At 64.6% G+C, this 24,523-nt stretch carries 25 protein-coding genes and 2 tRNA genes; 21 read left to right on the top strand and 6 right to left on the bottom strand.

Features of this window, described 5'->3' with window-relative positions; genetic code table 11:
• Positions 1–5: 5 nt before the first annotated feature.
• Positions 6–1,610 (bottom strand): ABC transporter substrate-binding protein, encoded by a 1,605-nt coding sequence (locus CXZ10_RS12935; RefSeq protein ID WP_101289750.1) that lies wholly within the window; start codon positions 1,608–1,610, stop codon positions 6–8.
• Between CXZ10_RS12935 and CXZ10_RS21560 the strand changes: the two genes are divergently transcribed.
• From CXZ10_RS21560 to CXZ10_RS12955, 5 genes are all read left to right on the top strand, one after another.
• Positions 1,609–1,746 carry a hypothetical protein gene (locus CXZ10_RS21560; RefSeq protein ID WP_180335979.1) on the top strand — a complete coding sequence of 46 codons (138 nt, stop codon included), beginning with the start codon at positions 1,609–1,611 and terminating at the stop codon, positions 1,744–1,746. The two genes, CXZ10_RS12935 and CXZ10_RS21560, sit on opposite strands and share 2 nt — an antisense overlap.
• 152 nt (positions 1,747–1,898) lie before the next feature.
• Positions 1,899–2,576, top strand: a complete 678-nt coding sequence (locus tag CXZ10_RS12940; protein ID WP_101289751.1) for a phosphoribosyltransferase — start codon at positions 1,899–1,901, stop codon at positions 2,574–2,576.
• Between the two features lie 103 nt (positions 2,577–2,679).
• Entirely contained in the window at positions 2,680–3,072 is a 393-nt protein-coding gene (locus CXZ10_RS12945) for a COG4315 family predicted lipoprotein (protein WP_101289752.1), read from the top strand.
• A 132-nt stretch (positions 3,073–3,204) separates the two neighbouring features.
• On the top strand, positions 3,205–3,711 hold the full coding sequence (locus tag CXZ10_RS12950; RefSeq protein ID WP_101289807.1) for a sigma-70 family RNA polymerase sigma factor: 507 nt from the start codon (positions 3,205–3,207) through the stop codon (positions 3,709–3,711).
• Positions 3,708–4,487 carry an anti-sigma factor family protein gene (locus CXZ10_RS12955; RefSeq protein ID WP_101289753.1) on the top strand — a complete coding sequence of 260 codons (780 nt, stop codon included), beginning with the start codon at positions 3,708–3,710 and terminating at the stop codon, positions 4,485–4,487. The genes CXZ10_RS12950 and CXZ10_RS12955 overlap by 4 nt, the downstream gene beginning before the upstream one ends.
• A gap of 185 nt (positions 4,488–4,672) precedes the next feature.
• On the opposite strand, the gene CXZ10_RS12960 is transcribed toward CXZ10_RS12955, so the two are convergent.
• Both CXZ10_RS12960 and CXZ10_RS12965 read right to left on the bottom strand, forming a co-directional pair.
• A complete protein-coding gene (locus tag CXZ10_RS12960) occupies positions 4,673–4,912 on the bottom strand; it encodes a hypothetical protein (protein WP_101289754.1) in 240 nt (79 codons plus the stop codon).
• Positions 4,913–5,009: 97 nt separating this feature from the next.
• Positions 5,010–6,032 (bottom strand): LacI family DNA-binding transcriptional regulator, encoded by a 1,023-nt coding sequence (locus CXZ10_RS12965; RefSeq protein WP_101289755.1) that lies wholly within the window; start codon positions 6,030–6,032, stop codon positions 5,010–5,012.
• Between the two features lie 177 nt (positions 6,033–6,209).
• Between CXZ10_RS12965 and CXZ10_RS12970 the strand changes: the two genes are divergently transcribed.
• The 7 genes from CXZ10_RS12970 to CXZ10_RS13000 all read left to right on the top strand — a co-directional run bounded on the left by CXZ10_RS12970 (position 6,210) and on the right by CXZ10_RS13000 (position 13,510).
• Positions 6,210–7,541, top strand: coding sequence for an ABC transporter substrate-binding protein (locus tag CXZ10_RS12970; protein WP_101289756.1), 1,332 nt, complete (start codon positions 6,210–6,212; stop codon positions 7,539–7,541).
• A 63-nt stretch (positions 7,542–7,604) separates the two neighbouring features.
• Entirely contained in the window at positions 7,605–8,552 is a 948-nt protein-coding gene (locus CXZ10_RS12975) for a carbohydrate ABC transporter permease (protein WP_101289757.1), read from the top strand.
• Positions 8,549–9,487: a carbohydrate ABC transporter permease gene (locus tag CXZ10_RS12980; RefSeq protein ID WP_101289758.1), complete on the top strand. Its 939-nt coding sequence runs from the start codon at positions 8,549–8,551 to the stop codon at positions 9,485–9,487. Before CXZ10_RS12975 ends, CXZ10_RS12980 begins: the two co-directional genes overlap by 4 nt.
• The gene (locus CXZ10_RS12985; protein WP_101289759.1) at positions 9,484–9,672 is read left to right on the top strand and encodes a hypothetical protein; all 189 of its coding nucleotides are present in this window, start codon (positions 9,484–9,486) and stop codon (positions 9,670–9,672) included. The genes CXZ10_RS12980 and CXZ10_RS12985 overlap by 4 nt, the downstream gene beginning before the upstream one ends.
• 3 nt (positions 9,673–9,675) lie before the next feature.
• A complete protein-coding gene (locus tag CXZ10_RS12990; RefSeq protein ID WP_101289760.1) occupies positions 9,676–10,770 on the top strand; it encodes an ABC transporter ATP-binding protein in 1,095 nt (364 codons plus the stop codon).
• Entirely contained in the window at positions 10,763–11,758 is a 996-nt protein-coding gene (locus CXZ10_RS12995) for an ABC transporter ATP-binding protein (protein WP_101289761.1), read from the top strand. Before CXZ10_RS12990 ends, CXZ10_RS12995 begins: the two co-directional genes overlap by 8 nt.
• Positions 11,759–11,890: 132 nt before the next feature.
• Positions 11,891–13,510 carry a dihydroxyacetone kinase subunit DhaK gene (locus CXZ10_RS13000; RefSeq protein ID WP_101289808.1) on the top strand — a complete coding sequence of 540 codons (1,620 nt, stop codon included), beginning with the start codon at positions 11,891–11,893 and terminating at the stop codon, positions 13,508–13,510.
• 340 nt (positions 13,511–13,850) lie between these two features.
• On the opposite strand, the gene CXZ10_RS13005 is transcribed toward CXZ10_RS13000, so the two are convergent.
• A complete protein-coding gene (locus CXZ10_RS13005; protein WP_180335980.1) occupies positions 13,851–14,330 on the bottom strand; it encodes a transglutaminase-like cysteine peptidase in 480 nt (159 codons plus the stop codon).
• A gap of 880 nt (positions 14,331–15,210) precedes the next feature.
• Here CXZ10_RS13005 and CXZ10_RS13010 point away from each other — a divergent pair.
• Both CXZ10_RS13010 and CXZ10_RS13015 read left to right on the top strand, forming a co-directional pair.
• The gene (locus CXZ10_RS13010; protein WP_101289763.1) at positions 15,211–16,317 is read left to right on the top strand and encodes a helix-turn-helix transcriptional regulator; all 1,107 of its coding nucleotides are present in this window, start codon (positions 15,211–15,213) and stop codon (positions 16,315–16,317) included.
• 688 nt (positions 16,318–17,005) lie between these two features.
• Entirely contained in the window at positions 17,006–18,133 is a 1,128-nt protein-coding gene (locus CXZ10_RS13015; RefSeq protein WP_143741529.1) for a helix-turn-helix transcriptional regulator, read from the top strand.
• 59 nt (positions 18,134–18,192) lie between these two features.
• On the opposite strand, the gene CXZ10_RS13020 is transcribed toward CXZ10_RS13015, so the two are convergent.
• A tRNA-Tyr gene (locus CXZ10_RS13020) sits at positions 18,193–18,277 on the bottom strand.
• A 211-nt stretch (positions 18,278–18,488) separates the two neighbouring features.
• Here CXZ10_RS13020 and CXZ10_RS13025 point away from each other — a divergent pair.
• Together CXZ10_RS13025 and CXZ10_RS13030 are read left to right on the top strand one after the other, a co-directional pair.
• Positions 18,489–19,325 (top strand): TrmH family RNA methyltransferase, encoded by an 837-nt coding sequence (locus CXZ10_RS13025; RefSeq protein WP_244617283.1) that lies wholly within the window; start codon positions 18,489–18,491, stop codon positions 19,323–19,325.
• A 66-nt stretch (positions 19,326–19,391) separates the two neighbouring features.
• A tRNA-Thr gene (locus tag CXZ10_RS13030) sits at positions 19,392–19,466 on the top strand.
• A gap of 30 nt (positions 19,467–19,496) precedes the next feature.
• On the opposite strand, the gene CXZ10_RS13035 is transcribed toward CXZ10_RS13030, so the two are convergent.
• Positions 19,497–19,913, bottom strand: a complete 417-nt coding sequence (locus CXZ10_RS13035; RefSeq protein WP_342212729.1) for a GNAT family N-acetyltransferase — start codon at positions 19,911–19,913, stop codon at positions 19,497–19,499.
• A gap of 182 nt (positions 19,914–20,095) precedes the next feature.
• Here CXZ10_RS13035 and CXZ10_RS13040 point away from each other — a divergent pair, with 182 nt between their 5' ends.
• From CXZ10_RS13040 to CXZ10_RS13060, 5 genes are read left to right on the top strand one after another with little or no spacing between them, the layout of a single operon-like run.
• Positions 20,096–21,085: an ABC transporter permease gene (locus CXZ10_RS13040; RefSeq protein WP_101289766.1), complete on the top strand. Its 990-nt coding sequence runs from the start codon at positions 20,096–20,098 to the stop codon at positions 21,083–21,085.
• Entirely contained in the window at positions 21,082–21,909 is an 828-nt protein-coding gene (locus CXZ10_RS13045; protein ID WP_101289767.1) for an ABC transporter permease, read from the top strand. Before CXZ10_RS13040 ends, CXZ10_RS13045 begins: the two co-directional genes overlap by 4 nt.
• On the top strand, positions 21,906–22,688 hold the full coding sequence (locus tag CXZ10_RS13050) for an ABC transporter ATP-binding protein (protein ID WP_101289768.1): 783 nt from the start codon (positions 21,906–21,908) through the stop codon (positions 22,686–22,688). Before CXZ10_RS13045 ends, CXZ10_RS13050 begins: the two co-directional genes overlap by 4 nt.
• Positions 22,685–23,470, top strand: a complete 786-nt coding sequence (locus CXZ10_RS13055) for an ATP-binding cassette domain-containing protein (RefSeq protein WP_101289769.1) — start codon at positions 22,685–22,687, stop codon at positions 23,468–23,470. Before CXZ10_RS13050 ends, CXZ10_RS13055 begins: the two co-directional genes overlap by 4 nt.
• Positions 23,467–24,504, top strand: a complete 1,038-nt coding sequence (locus CXZ10_RS13060) for a pyridoxal-phosphate-dependent aminotransferase family protein (protein WP_101289770.1) — start codon at positions 23,467–23,469, stop codon at positions 24,502–24,504. The genes CXZ10_RS13055 and CXZ10_RS13060 overlap by 4 nt, the downstream gene beginning before the upstream one ends.
• Positions 24,505–24,523: the final 19 nt, after the last annotated feature.

Genomic DNA, 24,523 nt, shown 5'->3' on the forward strand with positions numbered 1-24,523 from the left:
ATCACTCAGCTCTTCAAAGCGACGTCTGCCCAGTTGGACACTGCCCAGCGCGGATTGCTGGCGACGTTCTCGACGCTGTCGCGCGCCACTGTGATGAAGCCCCATTCGGCGACGTTGATCAGCGGCAGGTCGGCGGTCACCTTTTTCTGGAACTCCTTGTAAAGCTCGGTGCGGGCGGCGGTGTCCACCGTCGCGGCGGCCTTGTCGATCAGTGCGTCGAGGTCGGCATTGGCATAGCCGCCCTGGTTGGAGAAGGGCACGCCGTCGGGCGTTCCCGAGCGGACCAGGATGGTGGTGGAGATGGCCGGGTCGCCGCGGAACACCGGCGGCGCCACCGCGAGGTCGAAGGCGTGGTCGGTGTAGACCGCCTTCTGGTGGCCGGCCGCGTCGTTGTTGACGATCACCGCGTCGATGCCGACGGCGGCCAGCGCCTGCCGGAGATAGTCGCCGAACTGGCGCGTCTCGTTGAAATAGGGCGCCGGCAAGAGCTTGAGCTGGAAGCGCGTGCCCTCGGCGCCGCGCTTGTAGCCGGCCTCGTCGAGCAGCGCGTTGGCCTTGTCGACGCTGAAGTCGTAGGTCGGCACATCCGCCGTGTAGAACTCCGGCGCGTTCTTCGGCACGGGGCCGGTGGCCGTCGCCGCGTAGCCGAGGAAGATGGTCTTGACCACGAAATCCCTGTCGATGGCGTGGGCGATGGCCTGGCGCACCTTGAGGTTGGCGAGTTCCTTGCGGCGGTGATTGATCTCGACGACGAGCTGATAGGTGAGGGCCTCGTACCCCTTGGATATCACCTTGATGCCCGGCACCTTGGAGATGCGGTCGAGATCGGCCAGCGGCACCGCCGAGAAGGCGGCGAGATGCACTTCCTCGGCCTCCAGCGCCGCCCCGGCGCCGGCCCGGTCGGGCAGCACGCGGAAGACGATCTCGTCCACCTTCGGCTCGCCCTTCTCCCAGTAATTTTCGTTCTTGGAGAGCAGGTAATATTCGCCCGGCCTGTATTCGGTGAACTTGAAGGGACCGGTGCCGATCAGCTTGTCGATGGTCGGCGCCGCCTTGAGGTCGCTGCCGGCGAAGACATGCTTGGGCAGCACGGCGGTGACGGCCGGCAGCGCGTTGCGGATGAGCTGGATCGGCGTCGGCTTTGCGAACTTGAAGACGGCGGTGTGCGCATCCGGCGTGTCGACGGCGTCGAGGTTGGCGAATACCGAACGGCCGAGGTTCTGCAGCGGCTTCCACAGCTCCAGCGCCGAGAAGGCGACGTCTTCGGAGGTGAACGGCTTGCCGTCGTGCCAGGTGACGCCCTCGCGCAGCTTGAAGGTGACCGAAAGTCCGTCCTCGGCGCCCTCCCAGGAGAGGGCGAGGCGCGGCGCAAGGCCGTTCTCGCCGTCGAAGGATGCCTCGGCCAAGGGCTCGATCACCTTGCTCGACAGGAAGAACACGCCGTTCGAGGCGACCACCGCCGGATTGAGGTTCTTCGGCTCGCTGTCGGCGGCCACCACGAGGCGCGTCTTCTCCTGCGCCATCAGGCGGGTGGTCGACAGCGCGGTCGAGGCGGCGAGGATGAGGGAAGCCTTGAGGAGGCCACGGCGGGAAAGGGCGGCAAGGGTCATGATGAGCTCCGGCGAAAGCTTCGGCGATCGGACGGTCGCGGATGCGATCCTGCTGTCACTGTCGATCCGCTGGGGCGGATGTTACAGGGATGGATTTGCGGGCGGCAACGGCCCGGAGAACTATTTTTCGCGCTGAGCCGATTTGAGATGGCAACGCCCGCCAAAGCATTGGGATTTGCCGGTGCCGGCGCGAATTCATTCCAGAGTGCTTCCGCCATCCTGCCGAAACAAGATGCTTTCCCTGAGGTCGGCTTGTCACTACACCCTAGGTACCAACCGGGATTTCCCATGCAGCCGCACGACTTCTGGCAGACCATCCATCCGGCCGGCGGCCATGCCGACGAAGGTCCCTTCGCGGACGCCTATCCAGCCCGTCTCGCCGACGGCCGGCAGCTTCTCCTGCCCATCCGGGCGCACCCCGACGGCAAGCATGGGCTGGCCTCGCTGATCGTCAATCAGGCGAGCTTCGCCGTGCTCTCCGCGCTGGCCGACGATCTCGTCGCCCGCCTGCGGCCTTATTCGCCCGACGTGGTGGTTGGCCTGCCGACGCTGGGCCTGACGTTGGCCGCCGCCGTCGCCGAGCGGCTCGGCCACTCCCGCTATGTCCCCTGCGGCACCTCGCGCAAGTTCTGGTACCTGGACGAGCTGTCGGTGCCGATGAGCTCGGTCACCACCCACCACGTCAAGCGCCTCTACATCGACCCGCGCATGCTGCCGCTCCTGCAAGGGCGGCGGGTGGCTCTCGTCGACGACGTCATCTCCTCCGGCGCTTCCATCGTCGCCGGCCTCGGCCTGATGGCGGCCGTTGCCGTCGAACCGGTGGCGATCGGCGCTGCCATGCTCCAGACCGGCCGCTGGCGGCCAGCGCTCGCGGATCTGTCGCCGATCTGGCCCGACCGCGTCGTCGGCTCGCTCACGACGCCTCTGCTCGAACGGACCGAAGGCGGCTGGAAGCGCGCGGGATAGTGTCCATTCAGAAAAAAGATTGGGGTCTACGGAATAAAACGTATCGGGCGGTGTTGTTGCCTTCGGGAGCTGGAAAACCCCGCGTCTCCCAAGGAGGGATATCATGAACCGTTTGATCGTTTCCGCATTGCTCGCCGGCCTTGCCGCCGCCGCCACTCCGGCTTTTGCCGAGGACTATGCCTCCGGAGCCATCAAGACGATGGATAGCTCCAAGGGCGAGATCCTGACCGATGCCAAGGGTATGGCGCTTTATACCTTCGACAAGGATGCCCAGGGCGTCTCCAACTGCTATGGCGATTGCGCGGTGAAATGGCCGCCGGTGACGGCCGCGGCCGGCGCCATGGCCGACGGCGACTTCTCGCTGGTGACCCGCAAGGACGGCGCGCAACAGTGGGCCTTCAAGGGCATGCCGCTCTATCTCTGGCAGGGCGACAAGAAGGCGGGCGACATCACCGGCGACGGAATGGGCGGCGTCTGGCACCTCGCTAAGGAGTGATACCAAGCCGCGTTGAAAATGCGGCTTGGTATTCCGCTTGCGGATTTCTCATCGCCTGATGCAAATGAGAAATCCGTAATCCTCAATGAGCGGATGCGTCAGCATCTTCGCGAGTTGCTACAAGATCGGATCATGCCGGGCTTCCTGGACGACATCGAAACGCTGGTGCCGGCCTTGCGACGCTACGCAAGGGCGCTCACCCGCAACATCGACCGGGCCGACGATCTGGTCCAGGACTGTCTCGAACGCGCGATTGCCAAGCAGAGCCTGTGGCGGCCGACCGGCCCGCTCCGCCCCTGGCTTTTCAAGATCATGATCAATCTCTACCGCAACGACCGCCGCCGCCAGCGCAATTCCCTTGAACAGGAAACGCTGGACATCATGCCCTTCGAGCCGGCCACACCGGCACCGCAGGGCGCGCGGCTGGCCCTGGCTGAAACGGCCGCCGCGCTTCAGCGGCTTCCGGGCGAACAGCGCGAGGCGCTGCTGCTGGTCGCCCTCGAAGGCATGAGCTATGCCGAGGCGGCTGCCGCCCTCGACATACCCCAGGGCACGCTGATGTCGCGGATATCAAGGGCGCGCGAAGCCCTGCGCGGCATGGTGGACGGAACAGGACCGAAACTGAGGTCGGTGAAATGAACCAGAGGACCACCATCACCGAGGCCGATCTCAACGCCTATGTCGACGGCGAGCTGACGCCGGAGCGGCGGGCGGTGGTCGAGGCGCATCTTGCCGACCACCCGGTCGACCGCGAGCGCGTGGCCGCCTGGCGCGAGCAGACCGCGACGTTGCGGTCGCTGTACGGCCATGTGGCCGAGGAAACGCCGCCGGCGCGCCTGACGCCCTGGCGCCTCGCGGCCGAACGGCGTCGTAATCTCAGTCGATTTGCCATGGCCACGGCGGCAGCCATGGTGCTCGTGGTGTCGGGCGCTGTTGGTGGCTGGGTCGGTCGCGGCCTCATCCTGCCCGCTCAGTCGGAAATGACCCTGGTGAGCGAAGCCGAGGCCGCCCATACGCTCTATGTGCCGGAGGTGCTACATCCGGTGGAGGTGACGGGGGAGGAGGGCTCGCATCTCACCAAATGGCTCTCGAAGCGCCTCGACCGCACCCTGATTATCCCCGACCTCTCATCGGAAGGCTTCTCGCTGGTCGGCGGTCGGCTGCTGCCGGCGGCCCGCAGCGCCGCCGCGCTCCTGATGTATGAGAACCGCGATGGCGCCCGCGTCACGCTCTACGTCGTGCCGAAGGACGGCGGCGAAACGGCCATGCGCTTCAGCTCCGTCGGAGATCTGACGGCGGTATCCTGGCAGGCCGAGGCGCTCGGCTGCGTGCTGGTCGGCAGCCTGCCGCGCGAAACGCTGACGAAGCTCGCCAAGGCGAGCTACGGCACCCTCGACGCCGGGTCGGACATCTGAGATCGCCGTCGGCCGGAGCGCTAGTGGAGCGAATTTGACATTTGAGTCCCGCCCGACATAAGGCTCCAGATCAAATGTCAAATTCAAAAGCTCCACTAGAAACAAAAACTTGCTAGTGGTTCTTTTGATTCCGACATTTGCTCCGAGGTTGGTATCAGGCGGAGGCAAATGTCGGAATCGAACCACTAGATCCTCGGCTCTTCCGTCCGCCGGCGGCTGCGCAACTCGCGCCAGGCCTCCATACGCGGCGCGATGCCGAGCGCCACGGGCACCGCGATGATGAAGGTCAGGCCGACCACCCAGGGCACGAAAACCTCGGCCTGCTCTTCAAGAGGCGTCGCCATCACGATGACCATGCCGATGCCGAACAGGACGCCCTGCACGATCAGGTAGATCAGCAACGTGAGCATGATGCGGAGTCTCATCGCCATCTCTCCTTGAAGGTCACTTCTCCCTTCAACGCAGAGACGGCCCGCTCGGTTGCCAAGGAAGGCCAGAAGCGATCCTCGCCCAACCGATAAGCTACAGGTTTTCCTTGATCAGCACTTCGATCCGGATCTTTTCCTGGGAGGCCAGGATTTCGCGCCGGTCCTTGCGGGCTCTGAGGATGCGGATGGCGCTTCGCACCAGATGACCCGGATCCTGGGTGATCAGGGCGTCGACATGATGGGAACGCAGGGCAGCCTCGGTGAAGGGCGTTCGCTCGTGCGCGATGATCACCGGTTTCTCCTTGGTGAAAGCCTTGGTGACGACTTCGAGCGGAACCCGCGCCTCGGAGCTCACGATGTAGACGCCGGCGATATTGGGCTGGCTCAGAAGACTGTTGTGAATGATGCGCGCCGTGCGCTCGGCATCGCCATAGGTCTCCAGCGAGGGCAGCACCGCGAGGTTGGGATAGTCGGCGTTGATGATTTCATCAAAACCCAGCCGCCGCTCCAGGCTGTCGCGGGCCAGCATCGTCTCGGCGATCACCAGGATCGCGCCCTCCGAATGCTTGAGGAAGCGCCCCATCAGCCGGCCTGCCGTGGCTCCCGCCGCATGATTGTCGATGCCGACGAAGTCATGCCGGCCGCTGGCCATCTGGCCGGCGATGAAGCTGATGGCGTCGATGCCCTTTTCGACCAGCCGTGCCTTGGCGTCGCGCACCTGGGGCGATTCCGGCGCCATGATGGCCACGCCGTCCGCCTGTTCCAGTTCGAGCGAGCCAAGCGCGTTGGCGATTTGGTGCGGATCGCTTTCGTGAATGTGCATGACATCCGCATGGATCATTTCCGCCGCGAAGATCTGGTTGGCCTCGTGGATGCGCTCGACCAGTCCGGCGCGAAACTGGTCGCCGGTTCGGGGCAGCAGAAACAGGAAACGATAGCTTTTTCCTCGGGCCAGATTGGCAGCGACGACGTTGCGGATGAATCCAAGTTTTTGAATGGCTTGGTTCACCTTGAGGACGGTGTCCTCCCGGACGCCGGGCCGATTGTTCAGGACGCGGTCCACCGTCGCAAGGCTGACTCCCGCCTCGATCGCCAAATCCTTGGTTGTCGGTCGCATCCGGCCTCCCGCTCAGCGCACCCGTCTCTTTTCATTGAAATTCGGATCGAGCGCAACAGGCTTTGAGGTACGTACCTAAAAGTCTGATTGCCGTGAGGCACGTACCTCATGTACGGTCAAACCCGTAAGTGTTGTGGCGAGGAGGCTGCTGCGCTTGCTATGGGGAGGACCAATCACATGAACGCGAAACGATTGCTGACGCGGGCCTTCACGGCCGCGGTCGTCGCCCTTGGCTTCAGCGCCGGCGCCGCACGGGCGACGGATCTGACGCTGTGCTGGGCGGCCTGGGATCCTGCCAACGCCCTGGTGGAACTCAGCAAGGAATATGAGGCCCAGTCGGGCAACACCATGCATTTCGAGTTCGTGCCGTGGACCAGCTTTGCCGATCGCATGCTGAACGAGCTGAACTCGGGCGGCAAACTCTGCGACCTGATGATCGGCGACAGCCAGTGGATCGGCGGCGCTGCCGAGAACGGCCAGTACATCAAGCTCAACGACTTCTTCGACGCCAACGCCATCAAGATGGACGACTTCATCCCGGCGACGGTGGTGGGCTATTCCGAATGGCCCAAGAACACGCCGAACTACTGGGCGCTTCCCGCCTTCGGCGACGTGGTCGGCTGGACCTATCGCAAGGACTGGTTCGCACGCCCCGAGTTGCAGGCCGAGTTCAAGGCGAAATACGGCCATGACCTCGCCGTGCCCGCCACCTTCGACGAGCTGAAGCAGATCGCCGAGTTCTTCCAGAACCGCGACATCGACGGCAAGAAGGTCTATGGCGTGTCGATCTACACCGAGCGCGGCTCGGAAGGCATCACCATGGGGGTGATGGACGTCCTCTACAGTTACGGCTTCAAATACGACAATCCCGACAAGCCCTACGACATGGAAGGCTTCGTCAACTCCGACAATGCCGTCAAGGGATTGGAGTTCTACAAGTCGCTCTATGACTGCTGCGTGCCGCCGGGATCGTCCAACGGCTACATGACCGAGGGCGTCGATGCCTTCAAGTCGGGCCAGGTGGCCCTGCAGATGAACTTCGCCTTCACCTGGCCGGGCTTCAACACCGATGCCAACGTGGGCGGCGACCGCACCGGCTATTTCGCCAACCCGGCCGGGCCGAACGGCGACAAGTTCGCGCAGTTGGGCGGGCAGGGCATTTCGGTCGTCTCGGCCTCGGACAAGCAGGAGGCGGCGCTCACCTACATCAAGTGGTTTGCCCAGCCGAGCGTCCAGGCCAAGTGGTGGAAACTCGGCGGCTACTCGGCCTTGCGCGCCGTGGTGGAAGACCCCGGCTTTGCCACCAGCCAGCCCTATGCCCAGACCTTCCTCGACAGCATGGCTATCGTGAAGGACTTCTGGGCGGAGCCGAGCTACGCCACGCTGATGCAATCGTCGCAGAAGTGGTTCCACGACTATGTGGTGGCCGGCCACGGCACGGCCAAGCAAGCCCTCGACGGACTGGTGGCCGATTGGCACGCCACCTTCGAGGAAGAAGGCAAGTACTGACCAAGCTCATGCGGGCCGAAGGCCGTCCGCGCCTTCGGCTCGCCGCTCCAGGAACGCACCATCATGTCCGATCATCTCATCCAACGCGTCGCGTCAGCCACGCCACCCCGGCTTGCGCGCCGGATCCGGGGTGTTTCCGACCGGACGATCGCCTGGCTGTTCGTGACGCCGACCATCCTGCTGCTCTTGGCGGTGAACATCTTCCCGCTGATCTGGACGATCCGCCTGAGCATGACGAATTTCCGTACCAACCGGCCGAACAACCCGGTCGAGTTCGTCGGCCTGGAGAACTACCGCAAGATCCTGAGCAATCCCGATACCTGGGCCTCGTTGCAGGCGACCGCCCACTTCCTGATCTCCACCATCGTCCTGCAGGTCGTGCTCGGCTTCACGCTGGCCTATCTCATCAACAAGAAGTTCCGCGGCAACGATCTCTGGACCACGCTGATCGTGCTGCCGATGATGCTGTCGCCGGCGGTCGTCGGCAACTTCTGGACCTTCCTCTATCAGCCACAGATCGGATTGTTCAACTATTTCATAGAGTTCCTGTCCGGGATCGATCCCGCCAGCTTCTCGATGATCGGCGACGTCTCGCTCGCTCCCTGGACGATCGTCCTCGTCGACACCTGGATGTGGACGCCCTTCGTGATGCTGATCTGCCTCGCCGGTCTCCGGTCGATACCGCCCAGCATCTATGAGGCGGCCGAATGCGACCGCGCCAGCAAGTGGCGGCAGTTCTGGACCATCACGCTGCCGATGGCGCTGCCCTTTTTGATGCTGGCGGTGCTGTTCCGCGGCATCGAGAACTTCAAGATGTTCGACCTCGTGGTGCAGCTCACCGGCGGCGGCCCAGGCGCCACCACGCAGCTCACCTCGATCGATCTCAAGCGCGAAGCCTTCGAGAAATGGCGCACCGGCTTTGCCTCGGCCTATGCGGTCATCCTGTTCGTCACCGTCTTCGGCCTGGCCTCGATCTACGTGAAGGCGCTCAACAAGGTGAAAGACAGATGAGCTATTCGATCACCGAGCCGTCAAGCCGCCAGAAATGGTTCGCCGGAATCCTGGTTGTCGGCTACGCGCTGCTGACCTTGCTGCCGCTCATCTGGATCATCGCCACCGGCTTCAAGACGCCGGCCGACGCCATCGCCTATCCGCCCAAGGTGATTTTCACCCCATCGCTCGAGGGCTACGTCAACCTCTTCACCTCGCGCAGCCGGGTGACGCCGGAGGATCTCGCCGCGCTCGGCCCGCCCACCACATGGTACGACGCGATCGTGCGGCAATACGACATGGTCATCAACGGCCCCTCGCGCTACGGCGAGCGGTTCATGAACTCGGTGATCATCGGCTTCGGCTCGACCTTCCTGTCGGTGTTCCTCGGCACGATCGCTGCCTATGCCTTCAGCCGCTTCAAGGTGCCGCTCAAGGACGACCTCCTGTTCTTCATCCTGTCGACCCGGATGATGCCACCGATCGCCGTCGCCATCCCGATCTTCCTGATGTACCGGCAGCTCGGCCTGAGCGACACGCACCTCGGCATGATCCTGCTCTACACCGCGGTGAACCTGTCGCTGTCGGTCTGGCTGCTGAAGGGCTTCATCGACGAGATACCGATCGAATACGAGGAAGCGGCGCTGATCGACGGCTACACGCGCTTCCAGGCCTTCTACAAGGTGGTCCTGCCGCAGGCCGCCACCGGCATCGCCTCGACGGCCATCTTCTGCCTGATCTTCTCCTGGAACGAATACGCCTTCGCCGTGCTGCTCACCTCCGGCGAGGCGCAGACGGCGCCACCCTTCATTCCCACCATCATCGGATCGGGCGGCAAGGACTGGCCCGCCGTGGCCGCCGGCGCGACGCTGTTCCTCATGCCGATCATGATCTTCACCATCCTGCTCCGCAAACACCTGCTGCGCGGCATCACCTTCGGAGCGGTCCGCAAATGAACGCCTTCCTCCACGGCCTCTTGCGCCTGCGCCGAGGCCCCTGGGAAATGGTCGCCACGGTGTTGATCGCCCTGGGAGTGGTCATGCTGATGCAGCCCATCGCGTTGGTTCTCTTCACCTATTCCTTCGTCGTGACCTTGGTGGGAACGGTTCTGTTCATCATCGTCAGCCATTTCCCGGAGTGATCGATGGCACAGATCGTCATCAAGAACCTGCGCAAGGAATTTGGCGCCTTCACTGCCGTGCAGTCGTCGAGCTTCACCATCGAAGACGGCGAGTTCTTCATGCTGCTGGGCCCGTCGGGCTGCGGCAAGACCACGACGCTCCGGATGATCGCCGGGCTGGAGCTGCCGACGGCCGGCGAGATCTACATCAACGGCACCGAAGTCAGCCAGAAGCCGGCCTCCAAGCGCGATATCGCCTTCGTCTTCCAGATGTTCGCCCTCTATCCGCACATGAACGTGCGCCGGAACATCTCCTATCCGCTCGTCAGCCAGGGCATGCCGAGGGATCAGGTGCGCGCCAAGGTCGACGAGGTGGCCAGGATTCTGGGCATCACCGCCTTGCTCGACAAGCCGGTGGGCGGTCTCTCCGGCGGCGACCGGCAGCGCGTGGCGCTCGGGCGCGCCGTGGTGCGCGATCCCGCCTGCTTTCTGATGGACGAGCCGCTCGGCGCCCTCGATGCCGAGTTTCGAGAGCATATGGCGCAGGAGCTGCGCGCCCTTCACGACCGCATGCACGCCACCACGGTCTACGTGACGCACGACCAGCTCGAAGCGATGCAGATGGGCGACAAGATCGTGGTGATGAACCACGGTGTCATCGAGCAGTTCGGCCGCCCGCAGGAGATCTACGACTGGCCGGCGACCACCTTCGTCGCCACCTTCATCGGCTCCCCGGCCATGAACCTGTTGCCCTTCGAGGGCATGGTCGGCAATGGCGCGACCTCGGTCACGCTGGCCGGGGCGGAGGTGCATATCCCCAAGATGATCAGCGGCGGCGATGGTACGCTGACCCTCGGCGTCAGGCCCGAGCACGTGCACCTCGACGATGCCGCCACCTATCGCGGGCGCATCGTCACCGCCGAATACCTCGGCACCACGCAGATCGTCACGCTCGATACGCCGCTCGGTCAGGTCAAGGCCCGCCTCAGCTCCAACAAGGTGGTGACACCAGGCGAAACCGTCGGTCTGAGGTTCGACGCCCGCTCGATCTCGCTCTTCGGGTCCGATGGCCGCGCACTGACCTCAACGGCCAATCAGAGGGTGCTGCACCATGGCTGAAGTCCGCTTGCAGAACGTCTCGAAATCCTTCGGCCGGCAGACGGCCCTCGAGGACGTTTCCCTGAGGGTGCCCAATGGCTCCTTCGTGGTGCTGCTGGGGCCGACCGGCGCCGGGAAGACCACGCTGCTGCGCATAGTCTCGGGGTTGGATACCCCCAACGAGGGCGATGTGTTCATTGCCGGCCGCTCCATGGCAGGGTTGCCGCCGGCCGAGCGCAACGTGGCGATGGTGTTCCAGCAATATTCGCTCTACCCGCATCTGACGGTGCGCGAGAACATGGAATTTCCGCTGAAATCGCCCCTACTCAGGACGCCCAAGGCGGAGATCGCCCGCAAGGTGGGGGAGGTGGCCGAGATCCTTCAGATCTCCCACAAGCTCGACAACAAGGCGACGGCTCTCTCCGGCGGCGAAATGCAGCGTGTCTCGATCGGCCGTGCCCTCGTGCGCAGCCCCAACGTCTATCTGATGGACGAGCCGCTCTCCTCGCTGGACGCCAAGCTGCGTGCCGACCTGCGCGTCGAGCTCAAGAACATCCAGGCCAATCTGGGCGCCACCTTCCTCTACGTCACCCACGACCAGATCGAGGCGATGACCATGGCCACCCATGTCGGCGTCCTCGATCACGGCCGGCTGGTGCAGTTCGGCACGCCACGCGAGATCTACGAGCAGCCGGTCAGCATCTACGCCGCCGGGCGCCTGGGACAGCCGCATATCAACATCCTGCCGGCCGACCTGTTCGGCCCGGCGCCCTCCGGCGCCGCCTACATCGGCATGCGTCCCGAGCAGATCCTTCAGGGCGAGGGGCAGGACAGCCTGGTCAAGCGCGTCGAGCATCTCGGCGACCAGACCCGCCTGCACCTTGCTTTCAGGAATCACGACCTGACGACGGTCATCGACGCGCACACGCCGCTGCGGGCAGGCGACATCGTCAAGATCCAGCCGTTGAAGCCATTCTATTTCGACGCCGCCGGCGCTCGCATCGTCTGATACCAAGATGCATTGAAAATGCCTCTTGGTATTCCGTTTGCCGATTTCTCATGCCCCTGACGCAACTGAGAAATCGGCAGTTCAATGAGCGGATGCGCCAGCATCTTCGCGAATTGGCATGAGGGGGACAACATGACGCAGTTCATGAACAAGCGCGAGAACATCGTCACCGAGGCGATCGAGGGGGCGGTGCTGGCCTCGGGCGGGCGCCTCGTCAGGCTGGACGGCTTCCCGCATATCCGCGTGGTGATGCGGGCCGACTGGGACAAGAGCCGCGTCGCCATCGTCTCCGGCGGCGGTTCGGGCCACGAGCCCGCCCATGTCGGCTTCGTCGGGCCGGGCATGCTGACCGCCGCCGTCTGCGGCGACGTGTTCGCCTCTCCCTCCGTCGATGCCGTCCTTGCCGGAATCCTGGCGGCGACCGGGCCGGCGGGCTGCCTCCTGGTGGTCAAGAACTACACCGGCGACCGGCTCAACTTCGGCCTCGCTGCCGAACGGGCGCGCGCCTTCGGTCTCAAGGTCAGCATGGTCATCGTCGATGACGACATCGCCTTGCCCAACTTGCCGCAATCGCGCGGCCTCGCCGGCACGCTGTTCGTGCACAAGGTGGCCGGCGATCTCGCCGAGAAGGGTTGCGACCTCGCCACCGTCACCGCCGCCGCCGAGCGGATCATTGCCGGCACAAGGTCGATCGGCATGTCGCTCGACACCTGCACCGTGCCCGGCTCGGCCAAGGAGAGCCGCATCGCGCCCGGCAAGGCGGAACTCGGCCTCGGCATCCACGGCGAGCCGGGCGTCGAGCAGATCGACTTTCTCGGCGCCGAACAGGCCATGGCCGCAATGATCGACAAGCTCTCAGCCGAGGCCGACGACAGGGAATACGTGGCCCTGCTCAACAACCTCGGCGGCGCCTCCGTTCTCGAAATGTCGGTGCTGGCCTACGAGCTGCTGCGCTCGGAGCTCGGCAGGAAGATCAAGTTCATCGTCGGACCGGCCGCCATGATGACGTCGCTCGACATGCGCGGCGCCTCGGTGTCGATCTGCCCCCTGACGCCCGAAGACGAAGCATCGCTCACCAGTCCCGTCGCCATGTCGGCATGGCCCGGCTGCCATCGGATCGCCGCCTCCGCTCCCCTGGTGCTTCCCGATGGCCTGAGGCCGATCCTGCCGATCCCCTCGCAGCATCAGGCGACGCGCGATTTCCTCATGAAGTGCTGCAACATCCTGATATCCCTGGAAGCCGAACTGAACGCGCTGGACGCCAAATCGGGCGATGGCGATACCGGCTCCACGCTCGCCGGTGCGGCCAGAGACTTGATCGGGGCGCTGGATCACCTGCCGCTCGCCGATCACACGCAGCTCTATCGGGCGATCGGGCTCGAGTTCAGCCAGACCATGGGCGGCTCGTCGGGCGTGCTTCTCGCCATCTTCTTCGCGGCGGCCGGCGACGCGGCCTCCAGCGGCCTCACCATGCGCGACGCGCTGATGGCCGGGCTGATCCGCATGCAGGAAATCGGCGGGGCGAGACCGGGCGACCGCACCATGATCGACGCACTTCATCCGGCGCTCCTGGCCCTCAACGACGGCATCGCCGCCGCCGCGGCCGCAGCGCGCAAAGGCGCCGACCACACCGCCACCCTGAGCGTCGCCAAGGCCGGCCGCGCCGCCTACGTGAACGCCGAAAAGCTCAGCGGCCACCCGGATCCCGGGGCAGAGGCCGTGGCGCGATTGTTCGAGGCGCTGAGCGGTTAGCTGCAGCGGGACGACTGACCGCGACAATGATGAAGGGGTGAAATGACGATGGGCTTGGCGCGATGATCGGGATCGGAAGATCGTAACGGTCGGAGCATTGTGCGGACGTTTGAATCGGTTCTCCGCAGAATGCCGTTCGTGCCTCCCGATCGACTGACAAAACCGAGTCCCGTTACCTGGTCTCCTTGCGGTGGGCGCCCACGGCCACGCCGAACAGGAAGCCCAGCGAGAAAACGGCGGTCACGCTGATGATGCCAATGATCGTCATGTCAGTTCCTTCCACCGCAAAGCGTCCCGCAGGCCTTAGAACTGCGACGCGAGAGCGGACAAATCCTCGGACTCACTTGGCTTTCAGCCACATGCGCGGGTCGTAGGCCGACTGGATCGTCTTGATCCTCACGGCCGACCGGTCTGCGGGCAGAAGGGCGTTGGTCAGGTTGTCGAGGACATAGGCGCGGCCGGAAAGGGTGAGAACGAGAACGGCGTGCTCATCCCCCCTGAACTCGCCGGTGGCGAGGCGGGCATTGGCGCTGCCGATGCCCCTGGCGATGAGGCGGTGCCGCTTGGTGATCGCGTAGTCTTCGCAGTCGCCCGCCCTCGGTTCCACACGCCACTCGTCCTTTCCGGGGAACTCGGCCACGGGGCGGATCGCGGCGTTGACGCTGCTGTTGATCTCACGGACCTCCTCGACGGGCACCACGCGGGTTTGTGCCACCCGCCGGCAATCGGACGGATTGTCCAGGCACATGCGGTAGAACCCCGTGGGGCCGGTTGTGTAAACAGCCATGACTCCAGCGATCAGCGCAGTTACCGCACTCATGATCATCCCTTCGTACGTGACGGCGGTGGCAGGTTCGGGAGATTGCGCCGAGGCAGGCGCAGCTTCGCCCTCATCTTGCAAGTCGGGACTCTTCCTGCGGATCTGCACCACCAAGATCAAAGCTTCTGAAGTTACTATCGTCGCTCGCCGAGCATCATGAGAGGACGCTGCGGTTCTTCACCCAGAAATAGGGTACGACAATGCTGCTCCTACCAGGAAAATGGCAGGTGGCATTGGTCGCACGTGATGCGAATACTCGACAGAACAGCGGACGATGTGCTTCTTGCCCGCGTATTGTTCCCCTCCTCGCAATGGCTGGCACTTTTTACTAAGACGCGTTGTGCAGCACATCCCCCAAACGGGGGATGTTTTCAGTCTTCGCACATTCTAATGGAGCGGTGCTGCGGCAACTTGGAAGCGATCGGAACCGTTTCGGCGGTTTGGATGGGTCGGAACTCGTCTTGAGCGCTGGTGTCGTTTAGCCGCCATCTCCCGCGCTTAACGCCGTACGAAAGTAATTCCGTAGGACATGGAAGTGAAGCCGTGGTTGTGGAAATGGTCTATATTTGATGGAAACCTGGGCTGTGATAGGTCTACATGGGTGCGAGCTCGATAACTAATCCATATAAAGACGAGGCTCCTGAAGCCTTGATGTCGACCTGTGACAGTCTGATCGACGCTGTTCAGTGAACTGCCGGCATTTGATTAAGCTGTCGGTATATTGGGAGTATTTATCAGGTTTGATGGTTCATCGGGATTTCAAAAGTATACATTTCCTGTAGTCCTTTCCTCTTGCTTCAATCTGCATCGATTAATGAACAGATTATACATGGTGTGGGTGAGGCCTGCGTGTGCGTGGAGCAGACTGGGGCGGTGACTGATGGAACAAGATAGAATTATCGACAAACTTTATGAAGCCGCACTTATACCTGAAAAATGGAATGATTTACTGGTCACCATTAACCGGGAGGTTGGGACCTTTGCCGGAGTGATATTCACCCAATCTGAGATTGGGCGAGCGTTCATCGCGACCCCCGAAGCGGAAGAGATATTCCAGAAGTTCATAGAGGGCGGATGGGACAAGAAGAATTCTCGCATGGAAAGGGCCAACAAGCTCGACCATGCCGGCTTTCTCTGTGATCTCGATGTCTTCAAGGAAAGCGAACTTGCCTCCGAGCCGCTGTACAGGGACTTTCTCTATCCCCATGGGCTTGGGTGGTCGGTTGGAACGCATATAGCCGTACCCAACGGAGACGTGCTGGCGGCAAGCTTCGACGGCAAGCTGAGAGATGGGCCGATCCCGCGCGAGAAGATTGCCTGGCTCGACGCCATCCGGCCCCACCTTGCACGAGCATTGAGCATGATGGCGAGGTTGCAGATCGCAACGATCGCCAGGATTGCCGATGGCTTGGGGGCTTTTGGTCTTCCGGCCTGTGTCGTGAACGCCTCCGGCAAACTGTTGTCGGCCAATTCGCTGATGGAACCGCTGATACCCTCGGTGTTGGTCGACAGTAGGGCTCGGATCGCCTTGAGAAACCCCGGCGGCGATGCGCTTCTCAAGCAGGTTCTTGGCCGCGAACCCACGCGGGACGGATGGAGCGACGTCATGTCCATTCCTGTTCCGGCCACCGAAGACCAGCCGGCCTGCGTCGTGCATCTGCTTCCGATCCGCGGAAACGGCAGGGATCTTCTGCCACGAGGTATCTTCATTCTGGCGGTGAGCATCCTTGCCTCGTCCGCGCTTCCGGACGCATCTTTGCTGAGGGGATTGTTCGACCTGACACCCATGGAGGCAAAGGTGGCGAGACTGGTGGCGCTCGGCACCTCCACGGAGGAGATTTGCCGCCTATCCAGGATCTCGAGAAACACCCTGAAAAGCCACCTGAAGGCGATATACGCCAAGACAGGCACCGATCATCAGGCATATCTCGTCAGACTGTTGTCTGGTGCTCCCATGCCACAAAGCTGGTTGGCTCACGAAAGCTGAGCCGGAAAATCTGTGGTCTCAGAACACAGGTCTTCCTTGGCACTCGTACCCTTGCGAGGAGATAGGCGCAGCTTCGCCCTCGCCTTGACGCGTCAGGACCCTTCCGACGAGTCTTCACTGTCAAGACCGAAGTTGCTGCAAATTCTCTCCGGGCTTTGTCGAGCATCGTGAGAGTGGCTGCGGCTGTTCATGCAGAAAACAGGCATGACGATGCCACTCCTGCCGGGAAGAGGGCAGATGGAATCGGTCATGGAGATCTGGAAATACACAGCATAGCAACCTGCGCTGTGCTTATCACCCGGACATTGCTTCCCCCATCGCAATGACTAACACTTTTTACTAAGCCAGTCGGAGCAGTGCATCTCTCAAACGGGGGATGCTTTCAGTCTTCGCATATTCTAGTCGAGCGGAGCTGCAGCCTCTCGGCGGCGAGCCACCTGTCGCAGCCGTCTCGGTTTCGACGGTTTTGGACAAGTGAAGCTCATGTCGAGAGCAGTCGGGAGGGGCGATTGCAAAGCAAAACTTGCAGGCGGTGCCCCTGCACATAGGGGAAAGTCGAATTTACTCGAAGTACTCTTCGTGTCTTCCGTGTGAAGGTGAAGGCGAATTGCGCATCTTGTCTGCCATCTGACGCCGTTGAACTGAAAAGTGAGAACAAGGAATCCAGTTAACCCGGGATGTTGATCAAATGAAACAAGTCGATGCCGACAGGGCTCTGGCTATCGTTTCGGAGGAAATAGAAAGGGCAGCATTTGGTCTTTCGACGTGGACTGATGTGGCATCGCGTCTTGTTGACGTATTTCCAGGCTCATCCTGCGTTGTATTGAGTGAGGATCGCCTGATGAAAGAGCTCAGGCTTTTTGATTCAGTGAATATAGAGAAGCATCATATAGAAAGTTACACGAAGTATTTTGCTTTCAGGAATCCATGGATAAAAGTGATGGACTTTCTTCCTGATGGGGCCTGCGTCGTGACGGAAAGAGATTTTCCAGTCAAGAAAATTGAGAATACAGAATACTATAGCGATTTTGTCAGGCATGTTCCGAACTTTGACGCGGCTACCGGAATAACCCTAGATATTGATCCCAGCGCGACATTCAGAATTCCGCTTCATTACTCGCGGGCCTATGCCGAACGCTACGATCCTTGGGCGGAGTGGATACTGAGCAGGCTGAGAGGTGTCCTGAGACGAACCGCAAATGGCCTCCTCATCAGGGAAGAGCAGAATGATCTGCAGCTTGCCCATGCGGCGCTGACCAACAGGGCGAATGATCTGGCGCTCGTAGTGAATAGCGAGATGAAGATCATCGATGCCAATGGGGCTGCGATAAAAGCGCTGGTGAGGTCGGATGTCCTATGGGAGAGACAGGGCAAACTTACGTTCCGTGACCGGAGGCTGGTCGAAGCGGTCCCGGCCGCCGTCAGGAGCATCGCGGCGTCGGCGAGCTCTGAAGTCACCTCCGTGGGAGCCCACTTGGAAAGCGGACACTGGATCGTCCATTTCTCCCTCGTGGCCGGGTCGAGATCGAACGCCCTCCGGTTTTCAAGGCCGCTCGTTCTGCTCCAGGCGCGAAACCTGTCGGCGATGCAGCCGCTTCAGCCGCTGACCGACTTCGCGCGCATGTTCATGCTGACACCCGCCGAGGAGCTGTTCTGCCGCCACCTGATGGCGGGCATCTCCCTGAAAGACATCGCCATCGCGACCGGCGTCACCTTCGAGACGGCGCGCTTCCGGCTTCGGGCGATCTTTCAGAAGGCAGGGGTCCACAGGCAGGGCGAGCTGGTTTCGCTGCTCTACCGAAGCGTCGGACACTGAAAAACGGTCAGCCCGGAGCGAGCCTAACTACTGCCGCAATGCAGAAAAGCTGGAGGGAATGGTGGGAGAAGTAGGACTCGAACCTACGAAGGCCTAGCCAGCGGATTTACAGTCCGCCCCCTTTGCCGCTCGGGACATTCTCCCATCCCGCTCCGCCGCTGCCCGAAGGCGTCGGCTGAACGGGCGCTCTTATGGCGGCCACACCGGGCGCTGTCAACCCCGTGGCCGGATTGTTTTGTCGACAATGCGATTGGCCGGAAGCGGAAGGCGGAAACCGGCGGGCTGGCGGGCGAGGGGGACGGAAGAAAAAGCCGCGCCACTGGCGTCGAAAGGGCGTCGCGGCTATAAGCGCCGCATGTCCGACGATACTTCCTCTTCCAAGCGCCCGTTCAAGCGGGCAGGGCGGCCTCAGGGCCGGCCAGACGGCAAATCCGGTCCACGCGAGTTCCGCCCCCGTCCCAAGCGCGAGCGCGAGGCCGGCGAGGCCCTGTGGCTCTACGGCCTCCACACCGTGGAATTTGCGCTGAAGAATCCCCGCCGCGTCGCCCTGCGCCTCCTCGCCACGCGCAACGCCCAGGCCCGCCTCGCCGAGCGCTTCCCCGACGGCAAGCTGCCGATCGCCGCCGAGGAGGCCTCTCCCTATGTGCTCGACCGGCTGCTTGGGTCCGAGGCGGTGCATCAGGGCTGCGCGCTGGAAGTCCAGCCGCTCAAGCCGCAGACGACGCTGGAGCTGTCCGGTGCCCGTATCGTGCTGGCGCTCGATCAGGTCACCGATCCGCACAACGTCGGCGCCATCCTGCGCTCGGCCACCGCCTTCGGCGCCGATGCCGTGCTGACCACGACGCGCCACAGCGCCGCCGAATCCGGCGTGCTGGCGAAATCGGCCTCCGGCGCGCTGGACGTGGTGCCCGTGACCTCCGTCCGCAATCTCGGCGACACGCTGGAGGAGATGAAGGCGGCCGGCTTCACCGTGGTCGGCCTCGATTCGGAGGCGCCCGAGCCGCTCGACGAGGTGCGCCTCATCGCGCCGGTCTGCCTGGTGCTCGGCGCCGAGGGCAAGGGCCTGCGCCAGCGGACGCGCGAACTCTGCGACGTGCTCGCCCGCATCGACATGCCCGGCGAGATCAAGAGCCTCAACGTCTCCAACGCCGCCGTGCTGTCGCTCTACATGGTGCGCAAGGCCCTAGCTTGAGACTGTGCCAATAGGGTGCGGGGCAGGGTTGCACCTGACCGTGCCTTCGGATATTCGGAAACCCGCGCCGGCGTAGCACAGCGGTAGTGCAGCGGTTTTGTAAACCGAAGGTCGGGAGTTCGATCCTCTCCGCCGGCACCACTTTTCCACAGCTACTGACAAGCCTGTCGGTTACCTCCCTATCCACTGCGCCATGCCGATGGACTTGGGCGCGGTGGGCTCGAAGCCGTATTGGGCGTAGAGGTGCTTGGCGTCGCCGTCGGCGATCAGGCTGACGTAGGCTTCCGCCGGGGCGATCTGCCGCAACTCGGCCATCAGGGCCGACATGATCGCCTTGCCGAGGCCGCGAGCCTGATGATCGGGCTCCACGGCGATGTCGACGACCTGATAGCAGAGCCCGTCTCCCATGACGCGGCCCATGCCCACGACCTCGGCGCCGTGCCTGATCACCACTCCGATCACCGTGTTCGGCAGGCCGGCGGTGGCGGCTTTCTCGCTTCTGGGCGTCAGGCCGGCCACCCGGCGAAGGCGACAGTAGTCGTCGACGGCCGGAACCTCGACGCTGATTGTGTACTCGCCGGTCATCATTGAATCGTTCTCCTCATGTCGGCCTGCAACATGTCTGCTTGCCTGGGAGTGCGCAACGTCGCCGCGCTCAGGCGCGTTCAAGGAGAATGTTTTTCCTTGCCTTCACGTGGGCGGATGCTTTTCAACAATGCTGTTCCAGGTGTCTGGATATCCGGGCCGGATCGAGCCGGGAGACTTGAAGCTTGCGTCGCGCCCTGATCCTCGTCAGGCGGCGGGCCATCAGCGCCGTTCCCGTGCTGCTGATCGTCGTGGTCGCCACCTTTCTGCTGCTGGAAGCAGCGCCGGGCGATGCCGTCGATGCGTATCTGCTGTCGGCCGGTGGCGGCGACGCGGCGCTGGCGGCCGGTCTCAGGGCGCAATACGGGCTCGACCAGTCGCTTCTCTCCCGCCTCCTTCTCTACATGGCCGCCTTGGGCCGGCTCGATCTCGGCTGGTCCGTCGCCTTCGAGCGGCCGGTGCTGGCGCTCATCGCCGAGCGCCTGCCGACCACGCTTCTGCTGATGGGATCGGCCACCGCCTTGTCCTTCGGGCTCGGCTCGCTCTTCGGCGTTGTCGCCGGCAGCCGTCCCGGCTCCTTTCGCGACCGGGCGCTCTCCATCGGCGCGCTGACGCTCTACGCCATCCCCGGCTTCTGGCTGGGGCTCGTGCTGGTGCTGGTATTCTCGGTGTCGCTGAGGTGGTTGCCGATCGCCGGCATCGAGACCATCGCCTCCGGCAAGCACGGCCTTGCCCGCGCCGCCGATATCGCCCGCCATCTGGCGCTGCCGGTGGTGGCGCTCGGCGTCATCTATCTCGCCCTGTTCCTTCGGGTGATGCGCTCCGCCATGGCCGAAGTCTGGCGGCAGGATTTCGTGCTGGCGGCCCGCGCCAAGGGGCTGACGCGCCGCCGCATCGTCTGGCGGCACGTTGTCAGGGCGGCGCTGCTGCCGCTCGTCACCGTGCTCGGCCTGCAATCGGCCGGCATGCTGGGCGGATCGGTGGTGATCGAGAGCGTGTTCGCCATTCCCGGCTTCGGGCGCCTCGCGCAGGAGGCGGTGGCCGGCCGCGACGCGCCGCTCTTGATCGGCATCATCCTGACCTCGGCGGTTCTGGTGATCCTGGTCAACCTTGCCGTCGATCTGCTCTATGCCGTGCTCGATCCGCGCATCGGCGCCTCGGAGGCCTCGTCATGAGCTTCCTCCGCCGATTGGTCTTGAGCCCCACCGGCGCCGCCGGCCTTGCGCTGCTCGCCGTCATTGCGGCCGCCGCGCTGCTCGCCCCCTGGATCTCGCCCGGTGACCCCTTGCGCATCGCCGGCCCGGCGCTGCTGCCGCCGTTTTCCGACCCGATGCTGCCCCTCGGCACCGACCGCCTCGGCCGCGACGTGCTGGCCGGCCTTCTCCATGGCGCCCGCACCTCGTTGATCGTCGGCCTCGCCGCCGCCGCCGCCGCCGTGCTGATCGGCTCGATCGTCGGCACCATCGCCGGCTTCGCCGGCAAGCTCATCGACGAGGTCCTGATGCGCATCGTCGATGCCTTCCAGATCGTGCCGGGCTTCCTCCTCGCGCTGGCCTTCGTGTCGGTGGCCGGTGGCTCGCTCGAAACGGTGATCCTCGCCATCGCGCTCGGCGCCTGGGCGCAGCCGGCCCGCCTGGTGCGCGCCGAGGTGCTCTCCATCCGCGAGCGCGACTATGTGGCGGCCGCCCGCGTCATCGGCATGCATCCGCTGGAGATCGCCTTCAAGGAGATCCTGCCCAACGCGCTGCCGCCGGTGCTGGCGCTCGCCGCCGTCATCGTCGCCGCCGCCATCCTCACCGAGGCCGCCCTGTCCTTCCTCGGCCTCGGCGACCCCAACGTCGTCACCTGGGGCTCGATGATCGCGGAGGGGCGCAACGTGCTGCGCGCCGCGCCCTTCCTGTCGGTGATCCCCGGCATCGGCCTCGTCGCCGCCGTGCTCGGCGTCTACCTCGTCAGCGAGGCGGCCGGCGAGGCGCTGGGGCGGGGAGGGCGGCCATGACGACGCTTGCCGCCATCGACGGCCTCACCGTCACCTATCGCCGCGCCCCGGCGCCGGCCCTCTCCGGCCTGTCGCTCGATATCGAGGCCGGCGAAATCCTGGCGATCATCGGCGAAAGCGGCTCGGGCAAGTCGACGCTGGCCCGCGCCATCGCCGGCCTTCTGCCGGAGAAAACGACCATCGCCGGTCGCCTCACGTGGCCCGGCCTCGACGGCGCCCCACGCGCAGGCCGCGACATCGGCTACGTGTTCCAGGACCCCGGCTCCAGCCTCAACCCAGTGCTCACCATCGGCGAGCAGGTGGGGGAGGGCGCGCGCCGCCACCTCGGCCTCGACCGTCGCGCCGCCGTCGCTGAAGCCGTGCGCCTCCTCGCCCGCGTTCACCTGCCGGAGCCCCAGCGCATCGCCCGCGCCTATCCGCACCAACTTTCGGGCGGTCAGCGCCAACGGGTGGCGATCGCCGCGGCCATCGCCGCCCGGCCGCGCCTTCTCATCGCCGACGAGGTCACCTCGGCGCTGGACGTGCTGGTGCAGGCGGCCATCGTCGATCTGCTGGTCGAGCTGGTCCGGGCCGACGGCATGACGCTGGTCTTTGTCACCCATGATCTGGCGCTCGCCTCCGGCATCGCCGACCGCGTGGCCGTGATGGCCGAGGGGCGCCTCGTCGAGCTCGGCCCCACCGCCGAGGTGGTCGGCGCGCCCAGGGCGGTGGAGACGGCGGCGCTTGTTGCCGCCCATATCGATCTCTCGTCGCCGCCGCTGGTCGGGGAGGCGTCATGACCGCGCCCCTTCTCGTCGCCCGCGACCTCCGCTGCAGCTTCACGAGCGGCGGCCGCCACGTCGCCGCCCTCGACGGCGTGTCGCTGACCATCGCCCCCGGCGAGACGCTGGGCCTCGTTGGCGGCTCCGGCTGCGGCAAGTCGACGCTGGCGCGCGTGCTCACCCGCCTGATCGCGCCGGAGGGCGGCTCCGTCACCTTCATGAGCGACGACTGGTTGGCGCTTGGTGGCAACCGCCTGCGCGCCGCCCGGCGGCACATGCAGATGGTATTCCAGGATCCGCTCGCCGCCTTCAACCCGCGCGCCACGGTGGGCGGCGTCATCGCCGACGCGCTGCGCATTCACGCCGTGGTGCCCGGGGCCGTGCGCTCCAAGGAAGTCGCCCGCCTGATCGATCGCGTCGGCCTGCCGTCCGCTCTCCTGGGGCGATCGATCCGCGACATCTCCGGCGGCCAGCGCCAGCGGGTGGCCATCGCCCGCGCCATCGCCGTCCGGCCGCGCCTAATCATTCTGGACGAAGCGGTTTCGGCGCTCGACGTTTCGGTGCGCGGCCGTATACTGGATCTCTTGGTCGGCCTTCAAAGGGAGACCGGCGTTGCCTATCTCTTCATTTCGCACGACCTCGCGGTGGTGCGGGCCGTCTCGCAGCGCATCGCCGTGATGGCGGCGGGCCGCATCGTCGAGGAAGGACCGGCAGCCGGCGTCATTGCCGCGCCATCGTCAAGCGTTCTCGTGGATCTGATCGGCGCCGTGCCGCGCCTCAACGGGATTCCGCCATCATGAGCGAGTTCAACCCCGCCGTCCTTCTCGATCCGCCGCCCTTCCCGGCCGGGCGCGTCGCCGGCCTTGCCGACCGGCTCGCCCTGCTGATGGGTACGTCGGCCGACGTGCTGCTGGTGCAGGCCGAGGCGGTGGTGGCGCTCGAAGCGGTGGCGGCCAGCCTCGGCCGTCCGGGGTTCAAGGCGATCAACATCGTCACCGGCCCCTATGGCCTCTGGTTCGGCCGCTGGCTGCGGCGGACCGGCGCCGGCGTCGTCGAGGTTCGCGCCGAGGCAGCGCGGCCGGTCAGCGCGCGGGCGGTGGCGGCGACGCTCGACGCCCATCCCGACGCCAACCTTCTGGCGGTGGTGCATGCGGAATCGGCCAGCGGCATTCGCAACCCCATCGAGGCGATCCTGCGCCTTGCCCGCGAGCGCGACATTCTCACCATGGTCGATGCCGTCGCCTCGCTGGGCGGCCACGCCTTCGCCGCAGACGCGCGCGGGGCGGACATCGTCGTTGCCGGGCCGCAGAAGGCGCTGGCCGGGCCGGCCGGCATCTCCTGGGTCTCCGTGTCCAAACGCGCCTGGGCGGAAATCGACCGGCCGGACGCGCCGGCGACCTCGACCCTGTCGCTGTGCGATCTCAAGCGCCTCTGGCTCGACGCCGGGCGCGGCGCGCTGCCGGGCACGCCGGCCCCGCTGGAACTCTGGGCGCTCGCCGCCGCGCTCGATCGCGTCGAGGCCGAGGGCATCGCTCGCGTCGTCCACCGCCACGCCGAGGCGGCCATCGCCGCGCGAGATGGCCTCAAGGCTTTGGGCCTCTCGCCCTGGGCCGGGCCGGAGGAGGCCTCCCACCTCGTCACCGCCTTCGCCCCGCCCGCCGGCGTCGATCCGGCTTCCCTGCTCGACCGCCTCAAGGCGGCCGATCCCGAGTTCTCACTCGGCATCGGTGCCGGTGCCGACCGTCTCATCCGCCTCAACCACACCGGTCGCCGGGCCGATCTCCAGGTGGTCCACGGCATGATCGCGGCGCTGGCGGCGGCCCTGCGTCCCTGACGTTGACAAGCCGCCCGCG

Source organism: Pleomorphomonas diazotrophica (genome assembly GCF_002844595.1).
GTDB classification, from domain to species: Bacteria; Pseudomonadota; Alphaproteobacteria; order Rhizobiales; family Pleomorphomonadaceae; genus Pleomorphomonas; species Pleomorphomonas diazotrophica.